Genomic DNA, 16,555 nt, shown 5'->3' with positions numbered 1-16,555 from the left:
TACGCATTTTGCCTAGCTGATATCAATGAAACCTAGAGCATGCCGATAAGGTTCCCGAAACAAGCATAGAGGGACCAAACAATGAGACTCAGCCAAAGCAAGATGGCCTTTGCCATTTTATCCATTTGTATATTCAGCCACTTAGCCTGTGAAACCAAGAGGGGCAAAGTCAAAGTTAGTGGCAGTGGAAAGGGATCCGCCTCCGCTGCCGGCGTTCCCAATGCAGAGGCTGAAAGCCTACCAAGTGCCGACATAGGCGCTTCACTACCCAATGAAACACCCCTGGGAATTTCAGAGGATTTTCTTTCGGTTGCAGATCATCCCATGTCTACATTTTCCGCTGACGTTGACACTGCCTCTTACACACGATTTCGCGAGGGATTGACCTATGGCTACATGATGCCCCCTGAGCAAATCCGCGTTGAGGAGTTTCTAAACTACTTTCCTTACGAGTATCGCGAACCTAGTGCCGACGAAGTATTTTCATTTAATTTTAGCCAAGGTGTCAGCCCTTGGGCTTCCACTAACCGGCTGCTACGATTTGGTATAAAAGGCTTTAGTCCCGAGGGTATGGATCAAGCTGCAAAGAACCTGGCGATCCTTGTCGATGTCTCAGGGTCCATGTCTGGGCACTTGCCATTGGTGAAAGAATCACTGAATCTACTTGCAGATAAGCTAGGTGCCAATGATCGCATCAGCATTGTAGCCTATGCAGGAAACTCTTGGATTATCTTGCCTTCGACAACCGGAGATCAAACAGAATTAATCAAAGGGTCCATTGGCCAGCTCCAGTCTGGAGGCAGCACCAATGGCTCGAAGGGGATCATCACAGCATACGATCTTGTTAATGAGTATTTCATAGCAGGTGGCGTCAATCGTGTGATTCTGGTAACCGACGGTGATTTCAATGTCGGAGTAACCAGCGCTGATGAGCTTGTCTCGCTCGTCCAGGAAAAATCTCAACAAGGAGTGTTTCTCAATGTCCTCGGGTTCGGTAAGAATGGCAATGACCCGATGCTTGAAAAGCTTACAAACGATGGGAATGGTACCTATAACTACGTTGATTCCATCAAAGAGGCTGATAAGATATTCGGAGTCGATCTATACAAGGGCCTAGTTACCATCGCCAAGGATCTTAAGTTTCAAATTGAGTTCAACCCAGATCTTGTGGATCAGTATCGTCTCATAGGCTACAACAACCGTCGACTCGAAGACGATGACTTTGCCAATGATCAAAAGGATGCTGGCGACACCGGTGCTGGCCACGAAATTACAGCTCTATATGAAGTGATCCTGAAGGATGGAACTGATTTTAGTGCAGGCCCACTATCGGTAGGCACTTTTAAGCTTCGTTACAAGGAGCCTGAGGCTTCTGAATCCCGAGAATTGAGCCAAGAGATACAAGATGATGGGCTTGATGGGATTCTAAGTGATGCAGACTTCGCCTTTCAGGCGGGGATCGCCGCGGCAGCAATGAAATTCCGTCAGTCGGAACACACTTTAGACTATCAGTTTCAAGGTATCAGTGACTTGTTAGCACCTGGCCTCTTAAATGACCCCTTAGGAATCCGAACTGAATTTCAAAGCTTGGTGAACCAAGCTCAAGGCATGATAGTTTCCCAATAAAAAAAGCCCTTCCACGAAGGGAAGGGCTGAACGATCGTCACAACGAGAGCCAACCTTGGCTCTCATGCAGGATTAGTTCTTTGCAGATGTTGTCCAGCCAGCTGTCCAATCATTGTCTGCGTTCTCAATTGCACCAACGAATGTTGTTGCATCAAGACCTCCAGTTGACATTCCTTGAACAGCATTCACCTTAGCTAGGTCGCTATAAATCTTCTTAGGCTCGATTTCAGCTTCAACGTTGCCTGCTTCAGCCAAGAATAGCCCTTCAGTATCGGTCTCGTCGCTTGGGAAATTACTTTTGCAGTTGCCGACGACAACATTATGAAACTCAACTTCGCCTGCATCAAATGTTGCCTGGTCTTCAAGATTGATACATGCTGACTTAAATCCTGTTACAACTGAATTGTAGATCTTAGCACCAGTACCACGTCGAAGATGGAAGCCGTCGCCACCCTTCGCAGCTGCCTCAGAGGTGCCAAGCATTGTGAAGTTGGCTAGGTTTGGATTGGAGCGTGGACTACGATTCATAGACTTGCTCGAGTTATCAGCTTCGATGCCGTTATTGGCCTTGTCTCCGTACTGCTCGATCAGTACATACTGGGCATTACCAACCCATCCGTTAACCCAGTCAAGAGAGTCATCACCGTTACCAGTTAGGACTACATACTTCACATCCGCAGCACCACCAAAGAACTCGACGCCGTCGTCAGCGTTCATATGAACTTGGATGTATTCTGCTTTTGTACAGTAGCCAACACCTTGGAAAGCGATTCCATTTAGCTCGTTTTCAGGAGTGATTTCGTTTCCAGCATATTCGACACGAACGTAGCGTAGAGTACCGCTGTAGTCTTCAAACGTATCGCCACCATAAGTTCCTGTGCTACCTTCGCCTTCTGCAGTACAGGTACCTAGTTTGTCTTCACAGCCGATTGGCGCGTTACCATTGATAACAAGTCCACCCCAATCACCTCTGCCACGCTCACCAACAGCCTTTGACGAGGTGAAAACAATGGGCTCATCCTTGGTGCCACGCGCTTCGATCTTGGAACCTCGACTAACCACAAGGAAGTCCGCACCAGACTGACCAATAAACTTTGTGCCTGCCTCGATGTTCAGCGTTGCTGAATCAGTGTTATCGCCACCTACGAATACGCCACCACTGAGGATATAGGTGAAGTTTTTGGTAAGAGTCAAATCCTTTGTAATCTTGCCTTTTAGGATACAGCTACCCTCTGAAGTTCCCTTGGTTGTTCCTTCGGGACATGAGCTGCGATCTTCAACTTTCGAGAAATCAAATGCGTCTACCGCTGCACACTGAGTTCTGACGAGACTAAATCCTCCACCATCAGTAGGTGGTGCTGGAGGATTGTCGTTACCGCTATCGGAATCCGAATTACAAGCACCTAGTGCGAGAGCTAGAATCGATGAACAAAAAACCTTAGCCTTCATAACTTCTCCAAAAGTTGGATGGACAATGTGACCTATTAAAGACGGGGGGACTGTAGCAGAGGGCCTGCGAGGATATATAAATCAAATATAAATTTTTAATTCAGAATAAACTAGCGTCGAAATAACTAATATTTACTGAGTGTTGAGAGTCTGTGAAGCATCCTACCTTAATAACAATTAATAGAGCCAATAAAAGCACACTAAACTAATTCTAAAGCAACGTTCATCGATGTTCTGGTGGATTCACTCAGCTTCGTCTTCAAGATATTCACTAGAAAGCAAGCTCCCCGTGCTTTAGACTGCCACTATTTAAATCGTTGGCAGATCGATCACTCCATCCTTAAATTTAAGGACCACAGAGTAGAGAGGTTCTCTTTGAGTTTAAAGTACGTTAAGCCCGCTGGATTTAGTCTGCTTGCCATTCATGGACTCGCTCTGATCTCACTTTTCTGGCTTCAGTGGGAACTCCAGTGGGTGCTTCTCTGCATCGGTTCCTATTACATCCGGATGTTTGGTATCACAGCTGGCTTCCATCGCTTATTTTCACATAAGTCTTTCAAAGCCAAGCGCTGGTATCAGTTCCTATTAGGTGCCTTAGGTACCGCTGCCATTCAACGGGGACCCATCTGGTGGGCTGCCATTCATCGCCATCATCATCGCCATTCCGATAAGACTCTCGACATTCACTCCCCAAAGGCTCATGGTTTCTTTCAATCACACCTTGGCTGGGTATTTGATCGCTCGTATAAATCCGTAACGCAGGATCACGTTAAGGATCTTCAAAAGTTTCCCGAGATCGTCTGGCTCGATCGCCACTATCTCGTGCCACCTGCAATCTACGGAGCCATTCTGCTAGCAATCTTTGGCTGGCAGGGCTTTCTTTGGGGCTTCCTTATCAGTACTGTCTTGCTCTGGCATGGTACTTTTCTTATCAATTCTCTTTGCCATATTGTTGGTTCCCGTAGATTCGAGACCCGCGACGATAGCCGGAACAGCTTTCTCCTCGCACTATTGACTATGGGCGAAGGCTGGCATAACAATCATCACTTCTATCCCGGTTCCGCCCGCCAAGGATTCTATTGGTGGGAGGTCGATTTCAGTTATTACTTGATCAAGCTGTCTGCATTGTTAGGATGGGTTACCGCCATCAAAGAACCAATAGGGTTAAAAAATTTAAAGCTGTCGCCGAGGTAAGTATGGAATCTCTCGCAATTATTGGCTCGGGCATTGCCGGAATGGGTGCTGCTCATTTTTTGCAACATGACTATGACATTACCATTTTTGAGAAGGAATCGTATGTCGGTGGTCACACGAATACCCTATTCGTTTCAGAAGAAGGTGAAGAAGTCGCAATTGATTCAGGGTTTATGGTATTCAATCATGTCACCTATCCTAACCTGGTGCGCCTTTTTAAAGAACTCGACGTGCCCACAAAGAAAACCTGCATGAGCTTTAGCGTTAAGGATAGCCCAGGAAAGTTAGAGTACTGCGGATCAGGGCTTAATGGTCTTTTTAGACAGCGACGTAACATACTCAGGCCCCGCTTCATCAAGATGCTCCTCAGTATCAATCGCTTCAATCAGGACGCCATCGATATTCTCAATGATCCAAACTATGATGATGTCACAATTGAAGAACTAGTTGAGGAAAGAGCTTACGGAGACGACTTTTTTGATAAGTACCTGGTACCCATGAGCGGTGCAGTGTGGTCGACCCCACCGGATAAGATGAGAGGCTTTCCAGCAAAAACCTTGATTCGGTTCTTCTATAACCATGGCTTCCTTGGCCTCAATACCCAGCACCAATGGTACACCATGGAAGGTGGTAGTGAGTCCTATAAGTCGCGACTCATAGACCCATTCAAAGAACGTATCAAACTCAACCAGAACATCGCTACCGTCCGTCGGAGCAACGGCAAGGTGAAACTTGGTTTTAAAGATGGCAGCCACCGGATTTTTGATAAGGTGCTATTTTCTTGTCATGGCGATCAGGCCTTAAAACTTATTGAAAGTCCAAATCAACAGCAAGAACAATTACTATCGCCATTTAAGTATCAAAAAAACCACGTGTTGCTTCACACTGATCGTAAGGTTATGCCTAAAATCAAAGGTGTTTGGTCTAGCTGGAACTACAGGATGGAGATGAATCACAGGCAGGAAGTGATACCATCCACCATCTACTGGATGAACCGTCTGCAAGGAATTTCTAAAAAAACAGACTACTTCATATCCCTCAACGATACAGGTATCATTGATGACCATAAAGTTCTAAGAGAAATTTACTATGAACACCCTCTCTTTGATCAGGCTGCTGTCCGTGCCCAGCAAGAACTTCAACAATTAAATCAAGATGACGAGCCCTTCTATTTCTGCGGCGCTTACTTCCGCTATGGATTTCATGAGGACGGGTTTCAATCAGCGATCAATGTCTCAGAAAAGCTATTAGGGAGGCCTGCTTGGTAGAGCATCACGGTCTCCTGATCGGTGAGGTCTCACACACGAGGATGATCGAGTCAAATCAATTCAAGTATCGTGTGTTCTATCTATGCCTTGACCTCGACAAACTTGAGGAGTTAGAACGATCGATTCCTATTATTTCATCCAAAAGACCAAATATTTATCGGCTTCACCCCGCGGACTATATCAACTTCGATCGAAATTCCATCAAAGAAAATGTTATGGCATGGCTTTCAGAGTTTGGATTTAAGCAAAGAGTCGAGCGCATTCAGCTCATCACCTTACCGCGAACCTTTGGCTACAACTTTAATCCAATCTGCTTTTTTATCATCTATAGTCATGGCGTACGATATGCGCTCATAGAAGTCAATAACACATTTGGCGAAGCTAAAATGTTCTGGGCTGGCGCCCTGGATGATCAGGGTCGAGCTACAACCAAGTTACCGAAAGACTTTTATGTTTCTCCGTTCATCCCATTGGATACCCAGTTTCATTTCAAGCTTCGCTTTAACCCACAAGGGTTTCAGGCCCATGTTTGGTCGAAGGATCAAGAAAAGACCTACCTGCATGCAGGACTGAGTACAGTCAGCAAGCCTTTGACAACAGGATCCCTGTTGGCAACCATATTCCGCTATCCTTTGATTACGATCAAAGTTATCCTTGGAATTCATTACGAAGCAGGAAAACTCTTTATCCGTCGCCTACCCTATCTAAAAAAGGCGAACGATATTCATAAGCAAAGGGGGTACTATGATCGCAAGCACCATTCCAAGTTCGTTTCGTAAGTTAGAACAAAAAAGTCTCCCATTTTTTGTCGGCTTGATTAAGAAAAACTTGGGTCAGATGAAACGAGGACGCCTTATCATTCGCGATGCTCATGGCGCAAACTACTTGGAATTAGGTGAGGGAGACGAGGTCAGAGCTACGATCAATGTATATCGTCCTTCGTTCTATAAGCGCCTTGTCCTTGGTGGTGATCTTGGTCTAGCTGAAACCTATATGGAAGGCCTTTGGGAGACAAATTCCCTAGAGGATGTGTTTAAATGGTTTATCTTGAATTACGACTCTAGCCCCACAATGTCGGGAACTCGCGCCCAATCTAGTTCCATCGTTAGCAGCCGGAAGGTTATCGATCGCGTTCGCCATAACCTGAATCGCAATAGCCGAACTGGCTCAAAAAACAACATTCAAGATCATTACGATCTAGGGAACAAGTTCTTCGAGATTTTTTTAGATCCAACTATGACCTACTCTTGTGGGGACTTTTCCGAGACCCAAGACTTGGAGCAGGCTCAAGTCAAAAAATTTGAGAGATTGGCTAAAATCGGTCGCATGGCTGATGGATTGAAAATTTTAGAAGTTGGCACCGGCTGGGGTGAGTTCTCATGCTTTCTCGCGGAACATTTCAATTGTGAAGTTGTGACGACAACAATTTCCGATCAGCAGTACCATTTTGCTAAGAAGAAAATCGAAGAGCGAGGATTAAGCCACAAGATCACAGTGCTTAACTGCGACTATCGCGACTTATCGGGGCAATTTGATCGAATATTCACCGTAGAGATGCTGGAAGCGGTGGGCGATCAATTTTTATCGGAGTTTTGTAAGCAGGCACATTCTTGGCTCAAGCCTCAAGGTCTAATAGCACATCAGGTCATCCTATGTCCTGACAATCGCTATGAAAGCTTTCGCACTGGCGTTGATTTTATACAACGACATATCTTTCCTGGCTCGCTAATCCCATCACTGCAAACAATATTGGAACGCATGAATCGTAACGGTGACTACCTCCTACTTGATCTACAAGATATTGGGCGTCACTACCCCACGACCCTTAGAGCATGGCAATCCAATTTCAACCAACATGCTACTGAAGTCAAAGCTCTAGGGTTCAAGGATGATTTTATTCGGAAGTGGAACTACTACTTCTCCTACTGTGCAGCGGCATTTGCCATGAAGCATATCACCGTTGCTCAATTCGCCCTAACACGTGCGAACAACCCTTCTATTGATAGGTGACCCATGGAACAACTTCTAAGCCGCGGCGTGATCCCTGAGCCGCTCATCCGCATAGGGATTCGGCAGCTTCTCAAACGACGGATTTCCGAATCAAGCAGTGATGACGTATCCGTACATCAGGAGCGGATCAATCAATTGGTTGCGCAACTTCGCAAGTCACCCATTGCAATCGAAACCGATAAGGCAAACACTCAGCACTACGAACTACCGTCCGATTTCTTTCGCTTGTTCATGGGTCGATATCTTAAGTATAGCTCGGGCTACTGGGACCCAAGCACTAAGACTCTCGACCAAGCTGAACAAAATATGCTTGAGCTATATATTCAGCGGGCCAAGATTCAAGATAACATGAGAATTCTTGATCTGGGCTGTGGTTGGGGTTCGTTTTCCCTGTTCGCTGCTCAGAACTATCCTCATAGTGAGTTTACTGCAATCTCGAACTCACGTATCCAAAAAGACTTCATAGAGAGCCGCATCAAAGCCTTAGGCTTAAAAAACTTAGAAGTTCTCACCATGGATGCTAACAACTTAAACCTATCCACCGGATTCGATCGAATTATTAGTATTGAGATGTTTGAGCATATGCGAAACTATGAAGCTTTGCTATGTCAGCTATCAGATATTCTCAACCCAGGTGGCAAGCTCTTCGTTCATATATTCACTCACAAGAATTTAAGCTACTTGTTTGAAGATAAGGATTCTACCGACTTCCTAAGCCGCAACTTCTTTAGCGGTGGTATCATGCCTAGTGATCACCTTCTATATTATTTTAATCGCGACCTTCGAGTTCAAAAGCATTGGGTGGTCAATGGTCAACACTATTCTAAAACTAGCGAAGCTTGGCTTCACAACATGAAGCGGAACAAATCAGCCGTGATGAAGATATTCAAATCCCATTACGGCTCTGACGCAAAGAAGTGGTGGGAGTTTTGGAAGATTTTTTTCATGTCTTGCGCAGAACTTTGGGGTTATGAAGACGGTAACCAATGGCATGTGAGCCATTATCTTTTTGGTAAAGTGAATGACCCTGACTAAGCCCGGAACCTTATGGCTCTACGGACTCGGTGAGTGGGGCCCCAGTGCTCTAGAAACTTTTTTTCGCATCAACCTTCTAATCTATTGCACTGACGTGCTACTCATAGCACCAGGTGCAGCAGGGCTAATGGTAGCAGTAGGTGTGATTTGGGATGCAATTACAGACCCATGGATCGGTAAGCTCTCTGATTCCTCCCTAAGCCGCTTTGGACGTCGGATTCCGTTTATGGTTCTTGGGGCCATCACGCTTCCGATTTCAGCAAGCCTTATGTTTTTTGTCCCTCAGAGCAGCACTAGTATCTATTCCATTGGCTTTCTCTATTTATTGAGCAACACCAGTCTCACCCTCATCAATGTTCCTCACTCAGCTCTAGGGGGTGATATATCAAAGCAGGACTCGATCCGGCAAAAGATCTACGCTTGGCGTTACTTATTCACAATAGTGGGGCTTCTCAGCGGCATTGCCATACCCGGCTTGCTGCTCGAACAAGATCAAAGAGTTCAAAGTTACCAAGCAGCAGCAGTGATCATAGGTTCGATCATCTTACTGGGAACTCTGATCTGCTCATGGTTCTTCCGCGACCCAAAGCTACAAGGCCAGCCTCAAACCCCACAGCGTGGGATCGCTCAGTTTCTAAAACTTCGCAGTAACCATGCTTTTCTTATTCTTGTTGTTGCCTACCTTGCTGCCACCATAGGCCAGGCTATCAATAGTGCTACCGCACTCTACTACTATCGCTACCGTTTGCAACTTGAAGAGTCCCAAACTCAGGGAGTCCTCATTGTTTTCACTTTAGTGATCTCACTATCCATAGTTATTTGGCAAAAATTGGCCGAGCGTTACGATCTTCGCTACTTACTATTTGGCTCCATCTTCAGTCTTGGCTTAATTGGTAGCATTGTTTACCCAATGTTTCCCGTTAGTGAGGTGTGGCCAGCGTATTCCATGGCGGTGGTGGGAGGTATTCTTGTTGGTTCGATTTTTCTAATGGATGTGGCTCTAGCAAACGTCGTTGACGCTGGTGATGAACCAGACAGCTATGGTCGCTACTTCGGTTTCTGGAAGCTATCAGCCAAAGTTTCTCGGGCTCTAGCCATAGGCTTGGCTGGACTCTTACTCGAAGCTATTGGTTTCGAATCTGGTACCAAACCAGATGCCGAAACCCGATCGTATCTGGGGTTCATATTCGGCCCCGGAGTTGGGGTATTTTTCATGCTTGGAGCGGCACTGATGCTAAAATTTCCCTCAACGAAAGAAGCAAACAAAGTAGGAAAGGGCTCCTAGGCGCACCTAGGAGCTACGGATGGAAGATTGGAGCTTGTGTCTTCCCGTTTCTCAAAAACACAAACCCCCAAAAAAAGTTCTCTAAGAGGCCATTGGGATGGAGTCAAAGCTCAAGACTTCTTGGAAAGAAGTGCTCGACCTTACAGGAGACTTTTCGCGGGCGAGGCCTTTCAGCGGACTAACTTTTCTTAGCCTACGAAAAGCAAGGCAAATTCAGGTGATAAACCTATTTCACTTTCCTCGAAACTCCGCACTCCTTTAAAGAAAGACTCGGCAGCTCGCGATTTCAAATGGCTAAATGCCCGAAATATTTTCTATTTTGATTGTGGCTTTCATCAGCTCGTACCTGCGCATCAGCTTGTAGTTTGTCCGTCTCATCTTTCCTGCGCATCGCAGCCTGTAAACAGGTCAACGATTTTCTTAAGCTATGGACCCTAGGTGCCGATACAAAGCAGAGGTGTTATATGAGGGGATATAGTATGGTTCGCCAATTTTTGATGATTGCACCATTTTTCATCATGATTACTTTGACTTACTCGTGTTTGGAGCCCACTGGGGACGAAGGGTCTGCTATTGGGAAAAATACTGGTGATGAGGATACGGAAGGGGATTCAACCGAAGATGACTCAGAATCGGGAATTGTAGCAGTAACTTTTGCAGACGTAAGTGATGCCATAACCCAAGGCTGTGTCGAAGGTTGTCATGTTACTGGCGGAGTTGTTACCCCTGTTCTAGAAACCGAGGCCGATTGGAAGGCAGAATCCGCAGATGGAGTATCCAACGGAGAGTCTTCACTTGCCACACTTCAACCTGAAGCAGCGACCCCTATGCCTCCTGTAGGAGCAAGCCAAACGATTCTTCCTGAAGATAAAGCCAACTTAATTAAATGGATTGAAGATGGAATGCCTTAATTTGACATGGAAACACAAATCTTACTAAGTGCCTCATGTTCTTCTTTCTTTAAAACGTTTTCTACCAACCCACAAGTTTTCATAAGCTGGTTTTCAAGATTCAGATCCCATAGATAGAGTACATTGTCTTTGAAGAATGATACCTTGTCATGTCCAGCAAAGGTAGCTCTCACATTACCATTATTTACCCCGATATTAGGATTTCCAAGCTTTGCTCCTCGAAAGTGAGTTTTGTGCTGTACTGAAGTCTCCATAAAGTCATCAAAGTTGGCATCCCACAATGAAACAAAGCCAAACTGCTTACCGTCTTTCGTACCTAAAGTTGGACTCAACAACCATCCTTTGGTGTTCGACGGCATCCAGAAACCCACTAGTTGAGGTGAACCTGCATCTGACAACCTGAAGTCATGCATTAACGCCTGAGAATCACCGGTATAAAAATGGCTCAAATCTTTGCTAATACCTGAAAGCTGTTTCGATTGTCCAACAAAGTTGAGTGTTTTTGCATCGTGAGATATCTTAGTGCTCACAGCACCAGAATCTAAATCAATGATCCGCGAAAATCCTGTTATCCAGCCTGTAACCGCTAAAAGCTTTTCATCCGAGGATAGTGATATTTGACTAATATAGTCACTACTATCGTAATGTATGGGTTCCCGTTTTGCAGCACCATTCAGAATCGTCCAACGATCGACCGACCCATCGTAAGACGATACGATGAAACGACCAAAAGAGTCTACGATTACTCCAGATATCTGCTTTTTGTAGGCAAAGGCACCAAAATCAATGGGGTTCCCATCCTGATCAAACCCAGCGATGGACTTGTACCCACCTACTATAGTTCCTTTATAAGACGCAAAAAAGTTCAAATACTGCGAACCAGTTGAATAAGAGTTCTTCAGGCGACCCGATATATCGTATATGCCTATGTATCTATCGCCCCCCACTGAATATGACACAACAAGCTCCTTCATTGGATCATCGAATTCAACCGTGTGTAGTTTTGCCCCCTCATCAAACCGCACGATCTCTAAGAACTCTTCATTCCAGTCTTTTAAAGACCAAATGTAACTTGTATTTCGTCCGGTAAAACTCGTTGACAAACGACTAGAACCATCAGTTCTTAAGCTCGAAGCAGAAGTACCGCTGGAAATAACCAAGCCCCCATCTAGGATCTCGTCAGGTTGAAGGTTAAAATCTAACCTGACGATCTTTATGGAACTACCTTCCTTGTAAGCAAGGGATCTACCGTTTTCTAAGAAGCCAACTTGACCTAATGAGTCTGCTACTGCCTTCCTACCTAAAATAGCATCAGTCTTCGTATCAATTATGCCTAAAGTTTCGTTACTGATAAAGGCCAACAACTTCTTTTCAGCATCATAAGATATTGACCGAATAAAGTTCGTTTCAAAAACTTGACTGACACCCGGAACGCCAATGGTTAAGGATCTTAGTCCTGTTGCAAGCGAAGATTCACTCGAACACCTGTCGGAAGTCCCAAAATACAATTTATCGTCATCAGTGAGCTGTAAAGCCTGACCCACACAAGAAACTGGCTCTGTGATATCTTTGCTGATATCATCCCTAGGTATAAAAACAAACTGGTTCGCAGCTTGATTCCGCAGTTCATAGCTATAGTAAGCTATCCATTCATCGTTGACCGTTAAGCTACCTCCACTGATAGTATCTCCAGTCAAGTCATTCCGCAAAAGCACGAGTCCTGATTCTTCACTCCATCGATAAAGGCTCTTCCCAGCGATAACAATTACACTCCTGTCATCATACTGTGTGATATTTGAAATTTGATCACTACCAGACTCTCCTGAAACATCAAACTCAAGAGACTCAGATGGGTTTTCTGTGTTATAGATCACTAGCTTCTCAAGTCCCTTTCGAAAAATAAAGTACTTCCCGACAAATTGAGCTAGCCTCGCAACGACATCAAGTTCATCAACAAGAAGCACGTCACTGCTTCTAGATTCATAAAGCGATTTGAGTACAGCAAAATCAACTTGCTCCTTTTCAGCCTGCGTTACCAAGCTATTGCGTTCGCTATAAAGATCGATCGCATGAAACATATTTTTGAGACTAGACTCAAATCCTACCGTCTCCTGATTCAGCCGGATTTCAGACGAAGCCTCAGCGCGAATTCTCTTTATTTTGTCCAGGTCATAGTAAAGCAAATACTGAGGATCAGACCACGATGAGACATTTCCAACATCATCGATACTACGATATGTCAGTTGCCAATAACCCGAGTTGCTTTCACGATTACTCCGAATTCCGCCTTGATAGGTTTCTGGCTCCTGACATTCACGCGGCTTATCTTCCGATATCAGCTCCTGATAGTTAACTGGAGTAAAGCAATACTCGATTGTTTGGCTATCTGAGTCACCGCTTACTAGGGTAATGTTGCTATTTGGATCAATTTTGATAACTTCTTTATTATTAATATTTAGGCTTTCTTCTTCAGCCCATTTGGGAAGCCTAGCATCAGCAGTAGGGGCACTGCTATCGAAGGTCACTGGGCACTTGATTTGAGACCTACCCAGTGTCACGAGGTCGTTTACTTCTACTTGTAATTCTAGCCCTAAGTCTTCTTGGAAAGTGGAGTTCAGTTGCAGCTTGATACTTTTTTCTGCAATTCCATAGCCGGATAGTTGCCTCTGTGGATCTTGAACCAGCTGATAGCTCAAGGAAGTTTCGTCCAGGGGAATACCAAACACTTCTTGGAGATCCACTTGAGGCCCTATTTTTAAGCTTGATGGACACTCTAGCTTTAGAGTTGACGCCCTTTTAACTTCCAATGTGATCGATTTTGCTTCTAAAGACTCAGCCTTCGATTTCCAGGACCAGCTAGATTCTGGTCGATTTACAACAAGCCACCCTGAAGCTAAGGTATCGGTTCTTACACAGCCTTTTTCTGTAACTGCTAACGTTTCACCTGAAATATTGCTGTCAGTGTAGAGTTTGGCTTTAACCTCTTTGCCACTGAGGGGTGTACCTTTTGGACTTAAAATCTGGGTATAAGAGCCTTCGGGAACTACAGAAGGGCCACAGCGTAAAATATCATCTGCTATTTCATTAGTTTGGCGCTGGCAGGAAAGGCTGAACAAAATCACTAGGGAGATAAAGTAGTTAAACATTGAAGCTCCTCCGACATTAGAAGCAGCTTCAATACCACTATGACCTACATAATTCAACTAGTAAATCAACTGGTCCCACTCTTGTGGGAATAGCTAGGCGAAAGAGCTAGAGCAATGAGTGACTAACTCGCAGGCTAGCTTATTGGTCACGTATGACCAACGTACTTTCATCCAGCGACAGTAAGTCGCTATCAACCATCTTCACTTCTAACAACTGTCCAACTGCGCTCAATTTGTCTTTAACTCGTACAGTTGTCACATCTACCCCCTCTATGGATAGGCGAAGCTTAGCTCTCAAATAATCGTTCGAAGCTGCCTCCATCACCGTTGCCCTTTCAAAGCCTCCGCCGCCACCTTGGTTAGACGCGAAAACAGGGAAACTTGCTAGAATGAGAAATAAGAATCGAAGTTTCATGATATATCCTCCACGTCTTGAAAATCCGCAAGAATGTTGACATTTGCAATAACCTCTGGCCCAGGAGTAGGGTTTTCCGAAATATCTTGAACGGTATCCCAGTACTCTTTAGCGACAGCTCTTAGCCTCTCATAATCCGGCCAGCTCATCGAGCCACTGAAGTGGCCATAATATGCCCCATGACCGATTTTGTCTTTGTTAAAATTCCGTGCGGACTTTTCTATTTCAATCAGTACACCATCAATACTGGGAATATAGTGGTCCTCGCACAGTATCCGGCCATTAACTTCTTTCAAAACACCTTCATTCAGTAGGTGTTCCAATCTTTTTAGACCGCTAGTGTTGCCGTGCTCCCATACGATTCTCTCCCTAGTTGTACCTTCTTTTGCTCTTGCAGCAAGAATGATACGCTGGTCAAGGTCTGTTAGAACTATCGATTTGTCTTTATATTCCGAGAACGTTTTGATGAAGTCGGCCAATGGTATATCATGCAAGGAAAGGAACTTCGCTACGTCTTTCGTAGGCATTATTTGGGAAAGAATTGGAATAACTGTCTTCTCAATCGAAGGGTTACCTACTTCATTTTGAACTATCCTGCGAATAGTGGCATAGCTCACCCCTGATTTACGTTCAAGAGTTCTAAGGTTTCTGTTTCTGTGCCCGTCGAGGTAATGTCGAATCTCGACCGCCAAATCATCTACCAGACTCATATGCACCCCTCTCATCTCAGTAGAAATTTCGCCGTGAAAATTTAGTTACTCATCGTGAACACATAGTCAAGCTAATTATTTCAGAGGGCTATCCTTTGCCACCTGTGGACGTTGGCAGAGAGATGTAGCACGATGAGCACTTTTATCAGGGAACAATCTTTCATCGCGAAAAGCTTTGTAAATTCGAGTGCCTAAACAACCTTGAATTAGACACCTTAGGTGCTATGTTCAGCATTAATTACAAGGAACTAGTTGAGATGAAAGGAGGTTAATATTTCTTTAACAATGCTCTGAGTAAACCCGTTGCGTTTTCTCAGAGATCGCAATCGAATCAGCTTGGCAGGTCAATAATTTAGGTGCAAATGAAAAAGCCGACTTCAGTTATGCACCAACTGTAACTCACAATCAAATATGAAATTTAAAAGGGAACAAATGAAATCAAAATTGATCTCAATGGCATTACTCGCCCTATTTCAGGTAAGCCATAATGCGTATGCCTTTCCTACTAAGACTTGGAAGGGCCCAGAATGTGGAATCAAGGCCTATGAACAAAAGCAGAACTCTTCTTGCGGCGAGGGTAAACGAGAACAAGTGTTAACAGGTAGGGAAGAAGTAAAAGAACTAAGCCTTAGTTGCCCAGGGGCTGTCCAAGAGGGATTCACGACCATCCGAAAAATTGGCTATGCGATTATGGATGCTGGTACGAATAGAGCGAAGCTTAATAAGCTATGCCCGAGCTCTTACCCAATCTTCGTGTCACACGAAAGGAAGAGTTGGCAGCAAGGCTATGACACCTCTAATGTACGTTGCAAAAGAGAATCGAAGGCTACGTTGTGTTTTCGGGGTAAATACAAAAATATCTATGAAACAAGAACAGTTTATCCAAAGTGTGATGATAAGACGAAGCCGATATGGAACAGCTGCAAATTGAAAAAGACAGCTTCCGAGCTTGAGAGTTATCGTCTAGATATCGAGCTTGAGATGGAAGAGAAAGTGGACGAGGTAATCATACGACAATCAGCATATCTGGAGAAAGCTGAAAGCACTCCATTAGTTGCTTGTACAATCGTACGCATGACAGACAGTGGAGACCCTTTCCTTGTTTCAGCTATTTCCGAGCTTGAGACTCTGTATTTCGAACTAACTGATGATATCTTTGATTATTCTCAATGGGCAGGGTATGACTGCGCCGCCAAAGATCTCACTCCTTCCTTCGGAACAATGTCCTGTAACGACTTCGATGACAAGAGGGAGCTTTATAATCTAATCAAGAAATCATCAGGGGCGGAAAGACAATTCTACACAACTTGCTATGCAGGGCTAAGCTTGAATCAGTCTCTAGCATGGTTCGTAGATACTGAATCGGAAATCGAAGAGCTTATTAAAGACATCAAGAAGCGGGAGAAGATTTGGTCATCCGCTGCGAGTCACTTAAAGAAGCTCAACACACTAAAAGCCGACTTAAAAGAAACCTCTGAAACCATCACGAACTAAAAGAAGGATTTT

13 protein-coding genes are annotated in these 16,555 nt (G+C 44.6%); 9 read left to right on the top strand and 4 right to left on the bottom strand.

The features are described 5' to 3' along the window. The first annotated feature begins 81 nt into the window (after positions 1-81). On the top strand, positions 82-1,626 hold the full coding sequence (locus B9N89_RS19920) for a vWA domain-containing protein (protein WP_132321672.1): 1,545 nt from the start codon (positions 82-84) through the stop codon (positions 1,624-1,626). Between the two features lie 72 nt (positions 1,627-1,698). Here the strand turns inward: B9N89_RS19920 and B9N89_RS19915 are convergent, their stop codons facing one another. Continuing rightward, a complete protein-coding gene (locus tag B9N89_RS19915; RefSeq protein ID WP_132321674.1) occupies positions 1,699-3,075 on the bottom strand; it encodes a hypothetical protein in 1,377 nt (458 codons plus the stop codon). A 375-nt stretch (positions 3,076-3,450) separates the two neighbouring features. Between B9N89_RS19915 and B9N89_RS19910 the strand changes: the two genes are divergently transcribed. The 7 genes from B9N89_RS19910 to B9N89_RS19880 all read left to right on the top strand — a co-directional run bounded on the left by B9N89_RS19910 (position 3,451) and on the right by B9N89_RS19880 (position 10,778). Continuing rightward, positions 3,451-4,269, top strand: a complete 819-nt coding sequence (locus B9N89_RS19910; protein ID WP_132321676.1) for an acyl-CoA desaturase — start codon at positions 3,451-3,453, stop codon at positions 4,267-4,269. Positions 4,270-4,271: 2 nt separating this feature from the next. Further along, positions 4,272-5,537, top strand: coding sequence for an NAD(P)/FAD-dependent oxidoreductase (locus B9N89_RS19905; RefSeq protein WP_132321678.1), 1,266 nt, complete (start codon positions 4,272-4,274; stop codon positions 5,535-5,537). Continuing rightward, on the top strand, positions 5,531-6,316 hold the full coding sequence (locus B9N89_RS19900) for a DUF1365 domain-containing protein (RefSeq protein WP_132321680.1): 786 nt from the start codon (positions 5,531-5,533) through the stop codon (positions 6,314-6,316). Before B9N89_RS19905 ends, B9N89_RS19900 begins: the two co-directional genes overlap by 7 nt. Next, positions 6,282-7,547, top strand: a complete 1,266-nt coding sequence (locus B9N89_RS19895) for an SAM-dependent methyltransferase (protein WP_132321682.1) — start codon at positions 6,282-6,284, stop codon at positions 7,545-7,547. Before B9N89_RS19900 ends, B9N89_RS19895 begins: the two co-directional genes overlap by 35 nt. Before the next feature lie 3 nt (positions 7,548-7,550). Then, positions 7,551-8,582, top strand: coding sequence for an SAM-dependent methyltransferase (locus B9N89_RS19890; RefSeq protein ID WP_132321684.1), 1,032 nt, complete (start codon positions 7,551-7,553; stop codon positions 8,580-8,582). After that, positions 8,569-9,867, top strand: coding sequence for an MFS transporter (locus B9N89_RS19885; protein ID WP_132321686.1), 1,299 nt, complete (start codon positions 8,569-8,571; stop codon positions 9,865-9,867). The genes B9N89_RS19890 and B9N89_RS19885 overlap by 14 nt, the downstream gene beginning before the upstream one ends. A gap of 479 nt (positions 9,868-10,346) precedes the next feature. After that, the gene (locus B9N89_RS19880; protein WP_132321688.1) at positions 10,347-10,778 is read left to right on the top strand and encodes a hypothetical protein; all 432 of its coding nucleotides are present in this window, start codon (positions 10,347-10,349) and stop codon (positions 10,776-10,778) included. On the opposite strand, the gene B9N89_RS19875 is transcribed toward B9N89_RS19880, so the two are convergent. The 3 genes from B9N89_RS19875 to B9N89_RS19865 all read right to left on the bottom strand — a co-directional run bounded on the left by B9N89_RS19875 (position 10,775) and on the right by B9N89_RS19865 (position 15,049). Beyond that, a complete protein-coding gene (locus tag B9N89_RS19875) occupies positions 10,775-13,924 on the bottom strand; it encodes a WD40 repeat domain-containing protein (RefSeq protein ID WP_132321690.1) in 3,150 nt (1,049 codons plus the stop codon). The genes B9N89_RS19880 and B9N89_RS19875 overlap by 4 nt on opposite strands. A gap of 139 nt (positions 13,925-14,063) precedes the next feature. Next, positions 14,064-14,339 (bottom strand): hypothetical protein, encoded by a 276-nt coding sequence (locus B9N89_RS19870; RefSeq protein ID WP_132321692.1) that lies wholly within the window; start codon positions 14,337-14,339, stop codon positions 14,064-14,066. Beyond that, complete coding sequence (locus B9N89_RS19865; protein ID WP_132321694.1) at positions 14,336-15,049, bottom strand: hypothetical protein; 714 nt, start codon at positions 15,047-15,049, stop codon at positions 14,336-14,338. Before B9N89_RS19865 ends, B9N89_RS19870 begins: the two co-directional genes overlap by 4 nt. Positions 15,050-15,481: 432 nt before the next feature. Here B9N89_RS19865 and B9N89_RS19860 point away from each other — a divergent pair, with 432 nt between their 5' ends. Further along, on the top strand, positions 15,482-16,543 hold the full coding sequence (locus tag B9N89_RS19860; protein ID WP_132321696.1) for a hypothetical protein: 1,062 nt from the start codon (positions 15,482-15,484) through the stop codon (positions 16,541-16,543). The last annotated feature ends 12 nt before the right edge of the window (positions 16,544-16,555 follow it).

Origin of the sequence: Pseudobacteriovorax antillogorgiicola (assembly GCF_900177345.1) — a bacterium.
GTDB classification, from domain to species: domain Bacteria; phylum Bdellovibrionota_B; class Oligoflexia; order Oligoflexales; family Oligoflexaceae; genus Pseudobacteriovorax; species Pseudobacteriovorax antillogorgiicola.
Note: the sequence above shows the minus strand (reverse complement) of the source record. Positions and strands in the feature narration are given on the sequence as shown.